Below are 17,804 nucleotides of genomic sequence, written 5' to 3'. Positions count from 1 at the left end.
TTTTTTGTCAATTCAGCAACTTTATGTCAACTTATGCGTAAATCCATGTCAACCTAATTGGCAATCGGAAATGCTAAGACGTTGATTTTGAAAGAAGTCGAATGGTCACCTTTGGTGGCACGTGACACTTGATATTAACGTGGGAAATTGTCCATAGTTCATGGACAATGGGAAAATTTTTTTTCAAGAGCCAAGTCATGAAAAGCTAGGATATCGTTGTCTTGTTGAAGCAGATCAGCTTGCAAAATGAACTGCGCTTTCAGCAAGGTGATGCATTGAAGGAGAATGATGCTCTCTCGGTCAGGGGGGCAGAATCGTTAGGAATTGACAAATCTGAAATCAGCCTTTCGCTCAATAGGAGCTTGGATTCTGGCCTTGCGTTGAAATATTTGCAACCAGGTCGCCCAGTCGCAAGCAGTCGTGCATTGTGTGATTTTATGCTGAGCGGACTGAAGTATGTTTTTTCGGTGCATCCGGGGCCACTTCTTTGTGGTTTACCGACATCTTTTTATGCCCCTGTGCTGCAGGGGCGGCTGATTTATCAGATAGAATACCAATACGTCTGGCCTCATGCGGAAGGTAACGTTAAAGGACAGGCAATCGAGCCACTGGTCAAATAGGTTCCGTTGGTAGTCGAACGGGACCTATTTCTTTATGAGTGCTCGGCGCTTGTCGATGCGTCAGGATTGGAGTTGCGAGGGAAACACAGCTTGCGCAGAAAATCTTGAGAGAGCGCCTTGGTGTTTAAGCGTTCAGGGTCTATTTCCGCAGAAGTAGCGTTTTTGATTGAACAGATGGTGTAACTTAGGGGCAGCAGCGTCTTTGTAAGCAACTGCAATGCTTCGATACTCTGTGCTTGGCGCTTGCATAGACCCTATGCAATATGGAATGCACATAGCTTTAAGACGAACAGCATAACAACAGGACATGGGGCAGTCATGAGTTGGTGTCTCTAACTGGCAAATTACCCTAGCTTTGCCCTGATCGGACACCGATTCAATTTATCATTGTTTTTATTGATTCGGGCTATAAGTCTTTTGATGGCTGTGTAGCACAACGGCCTCTTCTTCGTCGTCAATTGCTGTACTACTCTCGCTCGTGCAGTGCCCAGTCGCCGTTTGAGAAGCGATCGATGGCGAACTGGTTTTGATGCCAATAGGGGTAGATTAACTCAGGTTGGCTGACTTGATTCAGCGCTTTGAGGTCCTCAGCGTCGAGTTTGATGTCCAGCGCGTGGAAGTTGGCCTTGAATTGGTTGGTATTGCTGCCACCCACGACAAGGGATGAAATTGCCGGGCGCGTGAGTAGCCAAGCCAACGCGATCTGGGCCGCTTCAACACCATGTTTCGCACCCACGGAGATGAGGACGTCAACTATTTCCCACAAACGTTCCTGATCCCGGATGGGTGGTTCGGTCCAGCCCGCAGCCTGACGAGACCCGGGAGCGACAGGCGTCTGACGTGTGTGCTTGCCACTCAGCAAGCCCGCAGCCAGAGGGCTCCAGACCAAAACGCCCAACCCTTGATCTACCGAGATTGGCAACAACTCGTATTCGGCTTCACGTGCCTCAAGGGTGTAATGGATTTGCTGTGTAACAAACCGAACGCGCCTATCGCGCTCAGATGCTTGCAGCGATTTCATGATGTGCCATCCGGAGTAGTTCGAACATCCTACATACCGCACCTTACCTTGAGTAACGAGGGTATCAAGGGCTGCCATCTTTTCCTCGACCGGGGTGACGCCATCCCACTCGTGCATGAAATAGATATCGATATGATCAGTGCGGAGATTTTTAAGTGTCTTTTCGCACTCTCGTATCAGGTGATAGCGGCTTACGCCTTCGTCATTCGGCCCGCCACCGATACGCATGCGAGCCTTCGACGTGACTAAAACCTGATCACGTCGACCATCGAGAACTTCACCAAGGATTTGCTCGGAAAGGCCCGCCGAATACATATTGGCTGTATCGAAGAGGTTCACGCCATGGTCCAGGCAGCAGTCGACAAGTTTTCGGGCATCCGCGACAGTCTGATTTCCGACCATGCCGAAAGGACCCTTACCACCGAATGTGAAAGTACCCATCGAAATGGCTGAGACTTTCAGGCCGGATCTGCCGAGTGTTCTGTATTCCATAACGTTTTCCTACTTTTTATGTTCGTGGCGGCAAAGGGAGTGCGAGGAATACGGCGCGACTTGAGGGAGTGACCAGTCGGAGCTGTATTCCTCGTTTTTAATCGTTGGCGAAGGTTGCAATCGTTGAAATAATCAGCGCAGCTACGGTGCCCCCAGCATCTTGAAGGCCTTTGCTTTTTTCTGCGAAAGCTGCGGCCTTGCCATGTTGCGCGATAAGGTCCTTGGTAGCTTCAAGCGCCTTTTCCGCGGCGTCAAATGCCGCGTTTGTGGCCTCTGGTAGCCCTGCACCGTTATCAGCTGCCTGTTCGAGGCTTTCGGCAATTGGGACCAGCACATCGAGAACGGTTTTGTCGCCAAGTTTTGCGCGGCCACGCTCTGCTATGCCATCGGCATAGGCCCGCCAGAAGGCTGCCATTTCGGTTGTGCCGATACTCTCGGCATCATCAAGGACCTTACCACCACGCATAAAGCCCGTTGCCGTCAACGTACCCATGGTCGAGGGAGCCGCCTTTGCCATTGCAGCACCGGCCATTTTGAATTGTTTACCGAGCGGGTCTTCGCTCATTGAGGCAACTGTGTTGCGAGCCGCTTCAAATGCGGCATTCATTGTAATACCAAGATCGCTATCACCAACCTTGGCATCAAGTGCGATCAAAGTCTCTCGGTTCTCTTCAAACGTTTGGTGAAGTGCTTTGAATAGAGCGGAAATGTCACTGTTCTTTATCTTGTCCATCTGGATCTCGGCTTATTTGGCAAAGTGTTTGAAGAATGGCGTGTTCGCCTTGGCTCCCATAAGGCGGTCCAGCTCTGCATTAAGATGCAGCACGGAAACCGATGCGCCAGCCATTTCCATCGAGGTGGCAAATTCACCAACCCAAACGTGTTTAACGTTAATGTTGCGTTCGCTCATGAGCTGGGACACCCGGCGGAACAGAATGTAGAGTTCTTCAAGGGGAGTTGCCCCAAGACCATTGACCAGTACAGCGACGTCGTCTCCGGCCTTGTAGTCTTGCTCGGCATAGATTTTCGCCATCATTTCATCAATGAGCGGATCAGCCGGGGTCAGCTTTTTGCGACTGATGCCATTCTCGCCATGAATGCCCATGCCGATTTCCATTTCATCCGCGCCGATTTCAAATGAGGGCTTGCCAACTTCGGGGATCGTGCAGCTGCTTAATGCGACGCCGATGGTGCGAGTGCGTTCTTTCGCTTTTTCCGTCACACGCACGACTTCATCAAGTGACATGCCTTCTTCTGCGGCAGCACCTGCGGCTTTGTACAGAAAGAAAATGCCTGCTACGCCGCGACGCTTGTGTTCTTCACCAACAACGGAAGAAGCGACATCATCGTTGCCTACAACGGATTTCACGGTGATATCTTCAAGATCGGAGAGCTCGGTAGCCATGTCGAAATTGATAATATCGCCAGTATAGTTTCCGTAGATGTACAGAACGCCAGCGCCCTGATCGATATGCTTGGTAACCTCAAGCATTTGCTCTGCGCTCGGAGATTGGAATACGCCGCCTACTGCCGTCCCATCAAGCATGCCTTCTCCAACATAGCCAAGGAACAAGGGGAGGTGTCCTGAACCGCCACCGGTCGCAATACCTACTTTGCCCTTCTTGGGATTGGTTTTCACATAGCAACGCTTGTCATCGTTGACATAGGTAACCTCAGGGTTGGCGAGGTAAATGCCTTCGAGCATTTCATCGACGAAATTCTTCGGATCATTGAGAAACTTTTTCATGGCGAACTCTTTTATTTCGTGGGTTTGAATTTACGTTGTCGGGTAACGAAAAAGGCAGCCGCGAGTAGGATGAAGGCGCCAACAAAGACCCGTTGCCAAGTGCTGGGAATTCCGACCATCACAAGAACATTGTCGACAACGACAACCAGTAGAACGCCAAGCATGGTTCCGATGACCGAGCCCGTGCCGCCGGTAATACGCGCACCACCGAGAACGACCGCTGCAATGACTGCAATCTCTGTCCCAACCAGATCGAATGGATTTGCAAGGCGGTTGGCTGTTGCATGAACAATACCTGCAAGCCCGGCGAGGGCTCCTGAGTATCCAAAAAGAAACAGATGGACAATTTTGACATTGTAGCCGAGCCGAGCAGTTACCTCCGGGTTGCCCCCCAATGAGAAGATCGCCCGTCCCATTAGCGTCCGTCGTGTGATCCACCATGTCAGTATGGCGGCGGCTGGCAAAATCAGGAAATACATTGGCAAGCTTACGACTGCGCCGTTCGCAGCCTCAAACTCGAGCAGCGAAACCCTGCCAAAGGTGCCCATTTCGCCGGGCAGTTCCATGATCCATGTTGTACCGATGAAGGCCAGCAATCCGCCCCGAAAAAGGTATTGCGTTCCAATAGTGACGATCAGGGAAGGGGCGTTGAGCGTATAAACGAGGTATCCATTCACAACACCAAGGATGATCCCACCGATCACCGCAACGGCAAACACGAAAATGATCGGCAGTCCCGGCGCACAGGTTTGCACTAATAATGTGACTGCATACATGGTCAGGGCTGCGATGGCGGTAAAAGAGACATCAATTCCGCCCGCCGCGAGAATGACAAATACTCCCAGGGCGAACAGACCGATGACAACGCTGGCGCGCCCGATATCAATCAAGCTGGTCGGCGTTAGAAACGCAGGGTTGGCGATTGAAACGGCAATGCAGATTGCGACCAGCAGGCCCAAGGTTACAAACTCGGGCCGTTTGGATATCAGATTGCCCAGTCGATTTGATGAGTGGCTTTGCGCAGCAAGCAAGTTTTTGGAAGTTTCGGATGAACTCATGCCGCACCTTCCTGTACTGATCCAAGCATGGCTTGATAAATCTCGTCCTCGTTGGTTGATGCACCATCCAGTTCTGCGATCACGTCTCCCGCATTCATTACAAGAATTCGATCGCAGTTCTGCAAAAGCTCGGGAAGGTCATCGCTGACAATTACAAGGCCCATTCCGTCTTCAGCCATTGTTTGAATTGTTTGGTAGATCGCATCTTTCGAGCCCACATCGACGCCAACAGTCGGGCCATGTAACACGAGTATTTCGGGGTTGATGCTGAGCCAACGGCCGATCAAAACACGCTGTTGGTTGCCCCCGGAAAGTGCAGAAACAGGAAGCTCAATATCGGCAGTATTCAGACGCATGTTCTCAGATATATCGCGGGCAATCTGTTTGCCTTTTTGCATATCGAGAATACCGAGTTTCCCCGCGAGTTTTCGAAGAATGAGTGCAATCTCGTTTTGGTAAATCGACTTATTTAGAAACAGTCCCTCGGACAGACGGTCCTCTGGGACATATCCAATTCCTGCACTTATCGATTCCGATGACGATCTGATACTTACAGGCTTACCACCAACTTCGATTGTGCCATTTTCTGCAGGGCGAATGCCTGCAATGGCCAGAGCGAGCTCGTTACGTCCTGAGTCTGACAGTCCGGTAATACCGAGCACTTCGCCTTTGTTGAGCTTGAATGTTACATCGTTGAAGCGCCCAGGGACGGAGAGTCCCGTGATCGACAACAGGGTGTTTTGGGATGGCGCGGCTTTGCGGTAACGCTTCTCGCTGATTTGACGCCCGGTCATCAGTTCGGCCAGATCAGCGCGGGTATAACTCTCGATTGGGCCTTGCGCGACACATTCACCATCGCGAAATACGATTGCATTCCCGCCGATACGGTAACATTCCTCAAGCTTGTGGGTTACGAAGAGCACGGCAACATGTTGCGCGCGTAAGCGCGAGACTACAGCGATCAGGTTTTCAACTTCTCGCCGGGTCAAAGATGTCGTTGGTTCGTCCATGATAACCAAACGCGCTTCACAGGCGATTGCGCGTGCAATTGCGATCAGTTGTCGAATGGCCAGCGGCAATTCCGAGACGATAGAACCCAACAGTTCGTGGTTTACCGGAAGGCCAACTTGTGACAGTGCGCGTGTCGCAGTTTCCTTAAGTCGGGGACGGTCAAGCTTGCTCATCAAGCTGCCATGGCTTTCGACAAGTTGCTCGCTCAGTGCCACGTTTTCCATAACTGTTAAATTCGGGATCAACGACAGGTCCTGATAGACAGTCTCTATCCCGAAATCGAGTGATTGGATCGGAGTGAGTTCTTTGTGGGCTTTGCCATCGAGAATGATTTCGCCTTCACTAGGCGGATGGGCGCCTGCCATTATTTTGATAACAGTGCTTTTGCCGCAACCATTCTCGCCAAGCAGATGATATACCTCGCCCGCGTTCAGAGACATGTCGACGCCGCGAAGCGCATGCACGCCGCCAAAACGCTTGTGAATATTTCGCAGCTCAAGGAAGCAGCGGTTTTGATGATCTAACTCGGTCACCAATAATTCCCTTTCGGCTGACTATGAGTTCAAACATGACTGATCGATCCGGCAGGTTTGATGAACCCTGCCGGACCTTCACGTCTACTTCAGCTTAGAAAAGGTAGTCCTTGTAGGTATCCTTATCGGCTAGAACCATGCCGTTACCCACAATCAGTAGACCCTTGCCTGCGCCTTGCGTGACGGTGACGCTCTCGTAACCTTCAACGCCGAGGTCCATGCCATCAGTGACTTGCTTGCCTTTAAGCATGAGCTTGGCAACAGCATTCATTGCCATGCCTGCTTTCTGAGGATCCCAAAAGCCAATTGCGGTGATGGCGCCAGAGTCCAGATATGCTGCGGACGGGTTTGGAAGGCCAGTACCTACCAGACAAACCTTGCCAGTTAGACCAGCTTCTTCGATTGCGCGACCTACGCCCAAAACATCATTGCCCGCAGAGGTTTGGAAGCCCTTGATGTCGGGGTGTTTGCGCAGGATTTCCTTGGCTTTTTCGTATGTGCCGTTTGCATCATCAAACGACTCATTATTTGGATCGACCAGTTCCATGCCTGGATATTTCTCGGCATTTTCTTCACCGGCACCTACCCACTGCATGTGAGTGCGGCTTCCCAATGAACCAACAAAAGTCGTCCATTTTCCCTCTCCGTCCATGCACTGCGCGAGGCGCTCGTTCAGGGCTGCGCCATAATCACTGTTGTCGAATGCTTCAATGTCAGCATGGGTGTTGGCCTGGTTATCAGCTTCGTGTGTAACGATGATCGTTCCGCGATCCATTGCTCGACCGAGAATGCCTTCGAGGATATCTGGATCCATTGGTACAATCGCTAAAGCATCCACACCGGTAGCGACGAGATCCTGAACGATTTGCAGTTGTTGTGCTGAGTCAGCATTTGCCGGACCTACTTGGCGGATATCCATGTCTGGGTTTTGATCAGCGAATATCTTGACGCCGGTTTCCATGCGGTCAAACCATGGAATACCGCTAATTTTAACGACAGTCGTAATTGCTTTGCTGTCTTGGGCAGATGCAGGTGTTGCAAGACCAACAGCTGAGAGTGCTGCGACTGCAAAGGCTGAGTTCTTTAAGAGAGTAGAGAATTTCATCAGTTTCCTCCCGAAATGGAAATCCTTGTTTAGGCGGACAATGCCCTCGTTATTATTGCTTCTGTGCTTGAGGGCTTTGCACAGAAGATGAGACCGCACGCACTTGCGGACTAAAGAAGTCAATGAGACGGAACCGTCCAATGGCGAGGAAGCCAAGCAGTAGTGCTCCCCACGCGAAGTCTCGAACGAAGTTTGAGAGTTCCATAAAGTTCAACATGCTCGACATCAGCTGAAGTGTAATGGCGGACAGAACAACGCATACGACCCGCCCGTAGCCACCTTCAGGGCGGACGCCAGCCATCACGGCAATCAGAATGGCGACAAGCAGGTATGATGTCCCATAATCCCATTTCACGTTGATGGTTCGCGACGCGATGATGATTCCGGCTAGCGAAGACAGGATCCCGCTAACCGTGTAAGTTGCAACGATCACTTTGTGCTTGGGAAAGCCCGCATATTCGGATGCTTTTGGGTTTGAGCCGGTCATCATCAGCCACAAACCAAAGGGTGTGTAGCGCAGCACAAAGCCGATAAAGCATGCGACCGAAATGAAAAGAAGAAAGCTTACCGGTACCTCGAAGAGATAGCCGTTGCCGATATCGTAGAGAGGGGCAGGGGCTCCTACACGAACAGATCGTCCGTCAGACAGCACAACGGCCAGGCCGATGAAAAACATCTGTGTGCCAAGCGTACACAGAATGGCCGTGATCTTGAGATAAGCGATCAATAATCCATTGAGTAACCCGCCGAGCAAACCAACAGTCAAGGCTGCAAGAATAAAGATAAGAGAGAATGTAGCAGGCTCACCAGAGGCCGAAACAAAGCATGCTGCAACAGTTGCCGCTACGACACCTGACAAGTTTGCGAGAGCAATGCCAGACAATTCAATCCCGCCATTGCCAACAGACATTGCCAGCATGACCCCGATTGCAAGGAGGCCAATCTCTGGTACTTGTCCTGCCATGGATTGCAAGTTGAATAAAGATAGATATTGGCCGTCAGATACGAGTGCTCCCGACGTCATCAAAATTACGATGAGCGCGATCAGGACGGTAAAGTGCCCGTCTTTGGTACGCATAAATCCTCCCTTATGCGTTTAGTAAATTTTTTGATTTGTTGACTAAAATCTAGCAACTGAATTTTATGTTGGCAAGCGGCCTTTTGCAGTTAATGGACTATTCCAGAGTTGCATTGTATGGGGTTGCGTGTTTATTAAACAAAATAAATGACGGGCGTGATGGGATGAGGTGTCAGGGTTAACTGTATGAAAAAACAACAAAAAACTACGATCAAAGAGATCGCTAAACTTGCAGGAGTTTCCCCGTCTACGGTGTCTTTGGTGCTCAATGGAAAAGGTGAGATTTCTGGAGCAACCCGTTCCAGAGTGTTAGAAGTTGTCTCGTCGCTGAACTATGCGCCGCGTTCATCACGAACTCGCAATCCTGAGCAGAAAATCATCAAGTTTCTCAAGCTCTCCAAGCATGGACGCACGGTTAATCGTGATCATAGTCACTTCATTTCTGACTACATCGATGGGATGTCGGCAGAAGCAGCGAGTCGGGGCTATAACCTTCAAGTTGTAAGCAGCGACAACGCGAAGATATCAGATGTTGCTGAGCTGATGATGGTGTCAGATGCGACTGCTGCGATCGTGCTTGGTACTGAGTTAAGTCGAGAAGATGTTCAAAGAATTCAGGAATTGCGCATTCCGGTCGTGTTCATCGATACGTTTTACGATCTGATCGACGCCAATTTCGTCGATATGAACAACGCTGAGGCCGTTCACAAGGTCCTTCATTATTTACATGGACTTGGTTTTACTAAAATTGGCTTTGTTGGTAGCGAAACTGAAACACACAACTTCGAACTTCGAAAGAGAGCCTTCCTGAAGGTTATGGATGTTCTTGGTTTATCCGTTGACCATAAGCACGTTCTTGCGATTGGTTCGACAATCGCAAGTGCTTACGAGGATAGTGTCGCCCTTATTGGGGATGACATCGCTGACGCTTATTTCTGTGCAAATGACATCATGGCCTATGGATTTACAAAGGCCTTGAAAGAGAAGGGATATCGAATTCCCGACGATGTCTCGATCGTAGGTTTTGATAATCTGCCAATGAGCCTTACATTCGATCCACCATTAACTACTGTCGATGTATCAAAGCGAAAAATCGGCAGCATGGCGGTGATGGTGTTAGATGAGTTGCTCAGCTCTGATAAAGACTTGCCATCTACAAAAATCCAGATCGGTGCGGAGCTCGTGCAGCGGGCTAGCACAAAGCCTTATATTGTCAGTAATTGATCATTGGTTAAATCTTGCTCACGCTAGGAGATTGAATTGCTGTCATCGCTTTTCCATAGCCAATAGCAGATTTCAAAGAGTTTTTATTTTGCCGAGCAGACAAGTTGTCGCCACTTTTGGCGATAGCTGTCTAATCCGGGGAACGTGCTTGCCTCAACAGATTTGGGGTCTCGCGGGTTTTCTCTGGTGGAATTCAAGGTGAGCATTGCAGCACCAAAACTGGTACCCGAACTGTCTGTCGTGGTGTAGACCAATTGACTTGGTCTGAGCGCGTTCAGCAGGCTGCAGAGAGTGGCGTTCTTTGTGAAGGGCCCTTCAATAATGATAGGACCTTCACTTTGGACCATCCTCATGTTTGGCTCACTGAGAAATCTGTGACCTTCCGATTACTGTTTTGCCCCGTATAGATCATGTCATATCGGCATTGGCTGTCAGTCTTCGCTATGTCCTAAATTTTACAATAAAGTTGAAATACGATTTCGGAGACAAGAATGCGGATAATGATATCGGTCGACATCGAGGGTGTAGCTGGCGTAAGCGAAACCATCCAAGGTCGCCGCGGAAACGCAGAATATGAAGGGGCGCGGCATCTGATGACGCAGGAAGCCAATGCTGCAATTGTTGGCGCATATGAAGGTGGTGCAACCGATGTGATTGTTGCTGATTCCCACGGCCCGATGCGTAACATCATCGCCGAAGATCTTGATGAACGCGCGCGTCTTGTTTCGGGAAAACCCCGGCCTTTGTCGATGATCCAGGGCATTGATGCAAACCATGACGGTGTTCTGCTGATAGGCTATCACGCAGCCGCATCCAATGCGGGCATTTTGGCCCACACTGTAAGCGGCATGGCGTTTCACTCTATCGAGATCAATGGGATACGTGCCGGAGAACCGACTTTGTTTGGCGGATATGCAGCAGAAATCGGTGTGCCGTTGCTTGCTGTCAGCGGCGATGATTGCCTGGCCGGGGAAATATCCGAACAATTCCCCAATGCGAAAACGATTGTTGTAAAGCAGGCCCTGGGCGCGCATGCCGCCAACAGCCTGTCACCAGCCAAATCACGTGAATTGATTCGCAGGGAAGTAAGTGCGGCCGTCAAAAACGCCAAATCCGCAAAGGTTGAATCCCCTTGCACGGGGGCGCTGAATGTATCGGTGCGTTTTCACAAGTCGCTATATGCCGACGCAGCTTCATTGTTGCCGATGATGACACGCCATGATGCGCACACCGTAAGTTTTGATGTTAAAGGCCATGCAGATGCCATTAGCACAATTTCGGCGTTGTCTCTGATGATTGCAGGGATGCAATAGCCAGACGCCAATTTTTCCAAGCGATGCTGGCGCTTCCAAACAAAATGCCCCGCTTTCAAAGCGGGGCATTTTGTTTAACAAGCCGATATCGAAAAGTCTGATTACTGTTCAAACAGGGCACAGAATTCAGGCAGCTTTTTCCCGTCATAGCCATTACTGGCACGCCCAAACCAAAGGGCATTAAGCACGGCTTCTTCAACCGCCTCAACGGATGCATGGAAAAATTCATTCATGCAGTTTTCTGACAGACGAACAGCATCGTACCTGATGTTGTCCGACCTTGAATGGCTGTTCGCGGTCGAGAATGCAACAGCGATATCGCCGCTTTGATGGCCCCAAAAACTGCCAAGTCGACCAAGGGCGGCACCGCTTCGCTTGCAAACCCGGCCAAGTTGGCGGGAATCAAGCGGTGCGTTTGTCGCCAGTACGATAATGATCGACCCCTTGTCGACGACATCCGGGCAGGCATGATCAAAGGCCGAGAGTTTCTTGCCCATCACCCGCAATTCGGATTTCTGACCGAAATTGGAAAGCACCAAGGCGCCCAGATTGTATTTGGTCTTGTCTTGTAACTTGACGATGCGCGATGCAGACCCAATGCCTCCGGCAAAGCCAAACGTCTTCATCCCGGTGCCGGCACCAACGGTGCCTTGGGCAAAATTGGCACTTGCATGGTCAATGGCAAAATCGACCATTTCGTCGGTGACGTGATATGCCTGAATATCATTCACCACACCGTCATTACATTCCAGAACCAACGGATTAACGGTCGGCATCTTGCGACCGATCTTCGGATTGGCTCGAATGGCCCGTTTGGTCAATGCCTTGCTGCAATCGCCCACAGCAAACGTATTGGTCAAAATGATCGGTGTTTCGATTTCACCAAGCTCGTCGAGTTGGACCAAACCGGCACTTTTGCCAAAGCCGTTAAGCACAGCTGATGCCGCATGAACCGGCCGGTCAAAGAGATCGCCGTTATGGGGCAGGATGGCGGTAACGCCCGTGCGGGCCGTATCGCCTGTGTTGTGGGTATAATGTCCGACGCTAACGCCAGACACATCTGTGATCAGGTTGTTCGGGCCGGTGGGATGAACCCACCAGTCCAACGGCGGAAAGGTATCTCGAAAGTGTCCGGTCATTTCTGCGCACCACCCAAATATGGCTTATTCCCTGTCAAGTTTTGGATCAAGTGCGTCATGAAGCCCGTCACCCAAGATGTTAAAGGAGAGAACGGTGATGAAAATGGCAATCCCCGGGAACAGGGTCAGATGCCATTCACCCGCCATCATGTAATCACGTCCCGTCGACAGCATCGCCCCCCATTCAGCCGTTGAAGGTTCAACCCCAAGGCCGAGAAATGACAGGCTGGTTGCCGTCAGGATCGATGTCCCGATGCGCATGGTGAAATAAACAATCACAGCCCCCAGAACACCTGGCAGGATATGGCGGAACATGATGATCATGTTCGATGCCCCGGCGGCGCGGGCGGCTTCGACATAGGTGCTTTCTTTGTGCGCAAGGGTGCCGGACCGCACAATACGGGCAAATGCAGGGACACTGAAAATCGCAACGGCAATAATGACGTTGGTCAATCCCGGACCAAGAATTGCGACAATTCCGATTGCCAGCAAAATGCCCGGAAAGGCGAACAATACATCCGATATCCGCATGGTGCAGGCATCAAGCCAGCCACCGTAATATCCGGCAAAAAGACCGGCGAGAATGCCAACCACAGCTCCCACAGAAACCGAGGTAAAGCCGATGAACATTGATAGTTTTGCACCATTCATCAAACGGGCAAAAATGTCGCGGCCAAACTCGTCTGTGCCTGCCCAATGCAGGGCGGATGGCGTTTGAAGGGTATTCATGTAGTCAAAGCTGTTCGGCCCAAACGGTAAAATCACCGGGGCAAGAAAGGCAATAACATACATCAGAAGAAGGAAAATCCCCGCGGCAACGGCGACTTTTCGCTTTGAAAAACGCCCCCAGAATTCCTTGAAAGGGCTTGCTGCCGCTTCGCCGGTTGCCGGGGCAGCATCAATGACAATGTCAGTTTGTTGCGTCATGACCGTATCCTAGCTATAGCGAATTTTCGGATTGATGACCGCATAAAGCAGATCGACGAGAAGATTGATCAGCAGGAATTCAAGCGAGAAGATCAGGATTTCCGCCTGAACGACGGCGTAGTCGCGGAAACTGATGGCATCAAGCAAAAGCGACCCCATACCAGGCCAGCGAAAGACGCGTTCAATAACGATGGAACCGCCAAGCAAGAACCCGAATTGCAAGCCCGCCATGGTGACAACCGGAATCAACGCATTGCGCAATGCGTGCTTCCAGATCACAAGCTTTTCGGTCAATCCCTTGGCACGTGCGGTTCTGATGTAGTCTTCACGGATGACTTCAATAACGGCAGAGCGCGTAAAGCGCGCCATGATTGCAGCCACCCCGGCGCCAAGCGTAAGCGATGGCAAAACAAGGTCGGCCGGGGCATCAAAGCCGCTGGTGCCGAACCAGCCCAGTTGGACTGAGAAAAACTGCATCAACAGCAATCCAAGCCAGAAGGGGGGCATCGAAATGCCCGATACGGCGGCAAACATACCGACGTGGTCGCCAACACTGCCACGCTTTACGGCCGAAATGACACCGGAAAGCAGTCCAAAAAGAACCGACCAGCCAAGTGCGCACAGCGCCAACCACACGGTCGGCATAAATGCCCGGCCAATCATGGTGGTGACAGGTTCACGAGTTCGCAGGGAAACACCAAGATCGCCTTGGACGATATTGCTGATAAAATCAAAATACTGTTCGTGGAGTGGCGCATCAAGGTTTAGGGTGCGCCGAACGATTTCAACTTCTTCGAGGGTGGCATTGTCACCGGCAAGGACACGCGCAGGATCACCTGGCAAAGCGTGCACGAACAGAAAAACAAATAACGAAATCAGAAAAAGAACCGGGATCAGGGCAAAAAGCCGTCGCAGAAAATATTGCAGCATTTGATGCTCTTGGTCAAAGCGACCCGGTACCGCACAGGCGATACCGGGTCTTTGTTTTCAGGCAGGCTTATTCTTCGAAAGCCGCGTGGGCATACTGCATGGTGCCATCGGGCATCGGGAATGCACCGGTAAGACCTTTTTTGCGCCCGGCCAAGGCATTTTCGATCGCCAGCCAGACAACAGGCTTGTCTTTCCAGATTTGCTCTTGTGCAATCGCATAGGCCGCAGAACGTTGAATCGGATCTGCCGTTTCAAGCGCATCGTTAACGGCTTTGTCGACGGTCGGATTGGAATAGAACGCTTCGTTATACATGTTCGGAAGCCAGCCTTCGGTCGAATAAACCGGACGCAGATGCCAGTCAGCGTCACCGGTAGACGGTGACCAACCGCCAATCACCATATCAAATTCGGCGGTTTCCGGCGTTACGCTAGAACCGAACAGTTTTTCCGCACGGGTTGCGCCTTCGAGCGGAACGATCTGCACATTGACATTGATCTGCGACAACTGCTGCTTAAGGAATTGCAGCATGCGGACTTCAGTCGAGTTGTTGCGGGCCCAAAGATTGACTTCAAAGCCGTTTTCATAACCGGCCTCTTTCATCAATTCCTTTGCCTTGGCAATATCGGTCGAAAGTTCCGGCGACTGGCTTGCATAGAACTGGGTTGCCGGTGCCAACGGAGAATCCGGGACAATGGCGTGGCCACCATAAACAACCTGCGTGAAGGCTTGCTGGTCAATCGCGAGGTTGAAGGCTTCACGGACCCGAATATCCTGGAATTCCTTGCGCATCATGTTCATCGCCATGACCCACACCGAGATACCGGGCTTTTCAATAACTTCGTAGGTGTCAGACTCGCTAACCCGTTTCATCAGCTCGGCCGGCAGGATCGGCACAAACTGAACTTCATCGGACATCAGCATCGAAACGCGGGTGCCGTTTTCTGCCACCGGATAGAAGGTAACCTTATCAAGCTTCGGCCACTCGGCATCCCAGTAATTGTCATTCTTTACAACAACCAGTTTTTCACCCGGGATCCACTCTTGAAATTTAAACGGGCCTGTGCCGACCGGATGCTTGGAAATGTCTTTGCCATATTTCTCGATGGCAGCCGGGCTTTCCATCACGACAGACGGGTGTGCCAGGGTGTTGATCATTGCGCCAAACGGCTTGCTCAGCTTGATGACAACGGTGTAATCGTCCGGGGTTTCAACCGATTCAATCAGCTTGAACAAGCTGTGCTTTTTCAGGTTCAGGCTCGGGTCTGCAAGACGATCAAGGTTGAACTTAACAGCGGCTGCGTTGAAATCGGTGCCGTCCTGGAATTTCACACCTTTGCGCAGATGCAGGGTAAATACGGTTGCGTTTTCATTGCCTTCCCACCCCGTTGCAAGCTGCGGAGCAAGCTTCATATCGCCGTCAAATGCAATAAGGCGCTCATAGATGCCATTCGCGACGGAATAGTCGACATTGTAGTTTGAATCCTGCGGGTTCAGCCCCTGCACAATCTGGTTAAGTGCAATTGACAGTTCTGCTGCCTGAGACTGAAATGCCCCAAAGGTTCCAGCCATAATGGTGGCGCTGAAAAGTGCGGTTTTCAATAGCTTCATGTTTGATGCCTCTTTGCTGATTAGGGTGGTCGTTCTTGTTTTTTGACCTGACCATTCGGGATAGATGGATTGGACGTTTATTCCGCGGTAATGAAATGCCCGGGCGAAATTTCGCGCAGGGCATGCCGTGTAGGAGGATTGTTAATCGACCTGACAGGACTTGGTACTTCGCCGGTGATAAGGGGGCGCTGTTCGATGCGCAGCGACGGATCGGGGATTGGTGCGGCATCCATCAGGCGTTGCGTGTATGCATGACCGGGATGTTCAAACACATTGCGTCGTGTACCGGTTTCAACAATTTGCCCCAGATACATCACGGCGATGCGATGGCTGACCCGTTCAACGACGGCCATGTCGTGGGAAATGAACAGCCATGCCAGGCCGAATTTTTCCTGAAGGTCCATCATCAGGTTAATCACCTGGGCCTGAACCGAAACATCAAGGGCCGAAACCGCTTCGTCGGCGATGATCAACTTAGGATCCGTCCCCAGTGCACGCGCAATAGCAATGCGTTGACGTTGCCCGCCTGAAAAAGCATGCGGATAGCGTTTGGCATGTTCAGCAGAAAGACCAACCTGCTCAAGCAGCCAGACGGCTTTGTCCATCGCGTTTTTCGGGTTTTCAAGACGGTGGATCAACATCGGCTCGCAAATCGAATAACCGACTGTCAGGCGCGGGTTCAGCGATGCATAGGGGTCCTGAAAAACAAACTGGATTTGCCGACGCAGTTTTTGCAGGTCAGTATTGGACATGGACGACATGTCCTGACCATCAAACAATAGCCGCGATGACTGTGATTGCACCAGTTTGAGGATCGAGCGCCCGGTTGTTGACTTTCCGCATCCGGACTCGCCTACCAGTCCAAGCGTTTCCCCCGGCCAGATGTCGAGATCAATGCCTTCGACGGCATGGACTCGTTTGGTGGTTTTGGCAAACAGACCTTCTTTGATGTCGAAACGCGTCGTAAGGTCACGGACCGACAATAGCGGCGATTGGGTGTAATCAATCTTGGTGGCAGGGGCTGCCTGTTCTCTTGGTTCTTCACCGGGAATGGCAAAACGGCTCGGAAGTTCGGTTCCCTTCATTGAACCCAGTCGCGGTACAGCCTGCAAAAGCGCCTTGGTATAGGGGTGCCGCGGTTTGGCAAAAATGTCCTTGACCGGACCTTCTTCAACCTTCTCGCCACGGAACATTACGATCACCCGATCAGCAATTTCCGAAACAACGCCCATATCATGGGTAATAAACAGGACCGACATGCCATTTTCGACCTGAAGATCATGTATCAGGCGCAGAATCTGTGCCTGAATGGTGACATCCAATGCCGTTGTCGGCTCATCCGCAATCAACAACTGTGGGCGGCAGGACAGGGCCATCGCAATCATCACACGTTGGCGCATGCCGCCTGAAAGATGATGCGGATAGCGTTTCATCAGATTGCGCGCATCGGGAATGCGCACTTTTTCAAGCATCTCGATGGCAATCGCTGCGGCGTTCTTGCGGCTGCGTTTCTGATGGGTCGCGATCGCCTCAATCAACTGCTCGCCGATCGTGAAAACCGGATTAAGTGACGTCATCGGTTCCTGAAAAATCATCGAGATTTCATCACCGCGCAGTGTCCGGGCGCTTTCGTCGTCAAGCTTGCAGATATCGGAAGTCTTGCCGTCACGCCGTACAAGGTTGATCGACCCGTCGACGATATTGCCGTTGCCAAACTCAATAAGGCGCATCATCGAAAGAGCCGTAACCGATTTACCGGACCCTGATTCGCCGACAATGGCGACGGTTTCGCCCTTGCGCACATCAAGATCAAGGTTCCTTACGACCGTTGGGGACATTTTGTCTTTGCCAAAGGCGACAGTCAGATTGCGTACGGATAAAAGCGACGGGCGCGTTTGTTCTGGCATTCAAAAATCCCTGATATCGATCGCGGTCATTGTGCCGCGGAGTTCTCTTGCTTGTGACGGGACGTTAACGAGGAGGTCAAACTTCGGCCA

Annotated in this window: 16 protein-coding genes; 3 read left to right on the top strand and 13 right to left on the bottom strand. The window is 51.2% G+C overall.

From position 1 onward, the window contains the following. Nucleotides 1-224 precede the first annotated feature (224 nt). The gene (locus tag B3Z49_RS05645; RefSeq protein ID WP_296988759.1) at nucleotides 225-620 is read left to right on the top strand and encodes a hypothetical protein; all 396 of its coding nucleotides are present in this window, start codon (nucleotides 225-227) and stop codon (nucleotides 618-620) included. Nucleotides 621-1,086: 466 nt separating this feature from the next. Here B3Z49_RS05645 and B3Z49_RS05640 read toward each other — a convergent pair whose 3' ends face one another. The 7 genes from B3Z49_RS05640 to B3Z49_RS05610 form a co-directional block, all read right to left on the bottom strand. Beyond that, the gene (locus tag B3Z49_RS05640; protein ID WP_296988758.1) at nucleotides 1,087-2,133 is read right to left on the bottom strand and encodes an aldo/keto reductase; all 1,047 of its coding nucleotides are present in this window, start codon (nucleotides 2,131-2,133) and stop codon (nucleotides 1,087-1,089) included. Between the two features lie 97 nt (nucleotides 2,134-2,230). Further along, nucleotides 2,231-2,866, bottom strand: coding sequence for a dihydroxyacetone kinase subunit L (locus B3Z49_RS05635; RefSeq protein ID WP_296988756.1), 636 nt, complete (start codon nucleotides 2,864-2,866; stop codon nucleotides 2,231-2,233). A 12-nt stretch (nucleotides 2,867-2,878) separates the two neighbouring features. Next, entirely contained in the window at nucleotides 2,879-3,880 is a 1,002-nt protein-coding gene (locus tag B3Z49_RS05630) for a dihydroxyacetone kinase subunit DhaK (protein ID WP_296988753.1), read from the bottom strand. Between the two features lie 11 nt (nucleotides 3,881-3,891). Continuing rightward, complete coding sequence (locus B3Z49_RS05625; protein WP_296988750.1) at nucleotides 3,892-4,938, bottom strand: ABC transporter permease; 1,047 nt, start codon at nucleotides 4,936-4,938, stop codon at nucleotides 3,892-3,894. Beyond that, complete coding sequence (locus B3Z49_RS05620; RefSeq protein ID WP_296988747.1) at nucleotides 4,935-6,482, bottom strand: sugar ABC transporter ATP-binding protein; 1,548 nt, start codon at nucleotides 6,480-6,482, stop codon at nucleotides 4,935-4,937. The genes B3Z49_RS05625 and B3Z49_RS05620 overlap by 4 nt, the downstream gene beginning before the upstream one ends. A gap of 94 nt (nucleotides 6,483-6,576) precedes the next feature. Then, entirely contained in the window at nucleotides 6,577-7,587 is a 1,011-nt protein-coding gene (locus B3Z49_RS05615; protein WP_296988745.1) for a substrate-binding domain-containing protein, read from the bottom strand. Nucleotides 7,588-7,639: 52 nt separating this feature from the next. Continuing rightward, nucleotides 7,640-8,665: an ABC transporter permease gene (locus B3Z49_RS05610; protein WP_296988742.1), complete on the bottom strand. Its 1,026-nt coding sequence runs from the start codon at nucleotides 8,663-8,665 to the stop codon at nucleotides 7,640-7,642. 186 nt (nucleotides 8,666-8,851) lie between these two features. On the opposite strand from B3Z49_RS05610, the gene B3Z49_RS05605 reads away from it, so the two are divergent. Beyond that, nucleotides 8,852-9,889, top strand: a complete 1,038-nt coding sequence (locus B3Z49_RS05605; RefSeq protein WP_296988739.1) for a LacI family DNA-binding transcriptional regulator — start codon at nucleotides 8,852-8,854, stop codon at nucleotides 9,887-9,889. A gap of 83 nt (nucleotides 9,890-9,972) precedes the next feature. Here the strand turns inward: B3Z49_RS05605 and B3Z49_RS22075 are convergent, their stop codons facing one another. After that, nucleotides 9,973-10,236, bottom strand: coding sequence for a hypothetical protein (locus B3Z49_RS22075; protein WP_414716245.1), 264 nt, complete (start codon nucleotides 10,234-10,236; stop codon nucleotides 9,973-9,975). Nucleotides 10,237-10,380: 144 nt separating this feature from the next. On the opposite strand from B3Z49_RS22075, the gene B3Z49_RS05600 reads away from it, so the two are divergent. After that, on the top strand, nucleotides 10,381-11,202 hold the full coding sequence (locus tag B3Z49_RS05600; RefSeq protein ID WP_349676364.1) for a M55 family metallopeptidase: 822 nt from the start codon (nucleotides 10,381-10,383) through the stop codon (nucleotides 11,200-11,202). Nucleotides 11,203-11,303: 101 nt separating this feature from the next. Here B3Z49_RS05600 and B3Z49_RS05595 read toward each other — a convergent pair whose 3' ends face one another. From B3Z49_RS05595 to B3Z49_RS05575, 5 genes are all read right to left on the bottom strand, one after another. After that, nucleotides 11,304-12,341 (bottom strand): P1 family peptidase, encoded by a 1,038-nt coding sequence (locus tag B3Z49_RS05595; protein ID WP_296988737.1) that lies wholly within the window; start codon nucleotides 12,339-12,341, stop codon nucleotides 11,304-11,306. A gap of 24 nt (nucleotides 12,342-12,365) precedes the next feature. Then, on the bottom strand, nucleotides 12,366-13,268 hold the full coding sequence (locus B3Z49_RS05590) for an ABC transporter permease subunit (protein ID WP_296988734.1): 903 nt from the start codon (nucleotides 13,266-13,268) through the stop codon (nucleotides 12,366-12,368). 9 nt (nucleotides 13,269-13,277) lie between these two features. Then, nucleotides 13,278-14,198 (bottom strand): ABC transporter permease subunit, encoded by a 921-nt coding sequence (locus B3Z49_RS05585; protein ID WP_296988731.1) that lies wholly within the window; start codon nucleotides 14,196-14,198, stop codon nucleotides 13,278-13,280. A 67-nt stretch (nucleotides 14,199-14,265) separates the two neighbouring features. Then, entirely contained in the window at nucleotides 14,266-15,807 is a 1,542-nt protein-coding gene (locus tag B3Z49_RS05580) for a glutathione ABC transporter substrate-binding protein (protein ID WP_296988728.1), read from the bottom strand. Nucleotides 15,808-15,884: 77 nt separating this feature from the next. After that, nucleotides 15,885-17,714 carry a dipeptide ABC transporter ATP-binding protein gene (locus tag B3Z49_RS05575; protein ID WP_296988726.1) on the bottom strand — a complete coding sequence of 610 codons (1,830 nt, stop codon included), beginning with the start codon at nucleotides 17,712-17,714 and terminating at the stop codon, nucleotides 15,885-15,887. Between the last annotated feature and the right edge of the window lie 90 nt (nucleotides 17,715-17,804).

This window comes from Thalassospira sp. UBA1131, assembly GCF_002311515.1.
Lineage (GTDB): Bacteria > Pseudomonadota > Alphaproteobacteria > Rhodospirillales > Thalassospiraceae > Thalassospira.
The sequence above is the reverse complement of the archived record's forward strand: the minus strand, read 5'-3'. Positions and strand labels throughout refer to the sequence as shown.

Coding starts and splice junctions, on each gene's coding strand:
- B3Z49_RS05580 (WP_296988728.1), bottom strand. CDS start 15,807: ATGAAGCTATTGAAAACCGCACTTTTCAGCGCCACCATTATGGCTGGA.
- B3Z49_RS05640 (WP_296988758.1), bottom strand. CDS start 2,133: ATGGAATACAGAACACTCGGCAGATCCGGCCTGAAAGTCTCAGCCATT.
- B3Z49_RS05585 (WP_296988731.1), bottom strand. CDS start 14,198: ATGCTGCAATATTTTCTGCGACGGCTTTTTGCCCTGATCCCGGTTCTT.
- B3Z49_RS05610 (WP_296988742.1), bottom strand. CDS start 8,665: ATGCGTACCAAAGACGGGCACTTTACCGTCCTGATCGCGCTCATCGTA.
- B3Z49_RS22075 (WP_414716245.1), bottom strand. CDS start 10,236: ATGGTCCAAAGTGAAGGTCCTATCATTATTGAAGGGCCCTTCACAAAG.
- B3Z49_RS05575 (WP_296988726.1), bottom strand. CDS start 17,714: ATGCCAGAACAAACGCGCCCGTCGCTTTTATCCGTACGCAATCTGACT.
- B3Z49_RS05625 (WP_296988750.1), bottom strand. CDS start 4,938: ATGAGTTCATCCGAAACTTCCAAAAACTTGCTTGCTGCGCAAAGCCAC.
- B3Z49_RS05605 (WP_296988739.1), top strand. CDS start 8,852: ATGAAAAAACAACAAAAAACTACGATCAAAGAGATCGCTAAACTTGCA.
- B3Z49_RS05635 (WP_296988756.1), bottom strand. CDS start 2,866: ATGGACAAGATAAAGAACAGTGACATTTCCGCTCTATTCAAAGCACTT.
- B3Z49_RS05630 (WP_296988753.1), bottom strand. CDS start 3,880: ATGAAAAAGTTTCTCAATGATCCGAAGAATTTCGTCGATGAAATGCTC.
- B3Z49_RS05595 (WP_296988737.1), bottom strand. CDS start 12,341: ATGACCGGACACTTTCGAGATACCTTTCCGCCGTTGGACTGGTGGGTT.
- B3Z49_RS05590 (WP_296988734.1), bottom strand. CDS start 13,268: ATGACGCAACAAACTGACATTGTCATTGATGCTGCCCCGGCAACCGGC.
- B3Z49_RS05600 (WP_349676364.1), top strand. CDS start 10,381: ATGCGGATAATGATATCGGTCGACATCGAGGGTGTAGCTGGCGTAAGC.
- B3Z49_RS05615 (WP_296988745.1), bottom strand. CDS start 7,587: ATGAAATTCTCTACTCTCTTAAAGAACTCAGCCTTTGCAGTCGCAGCA.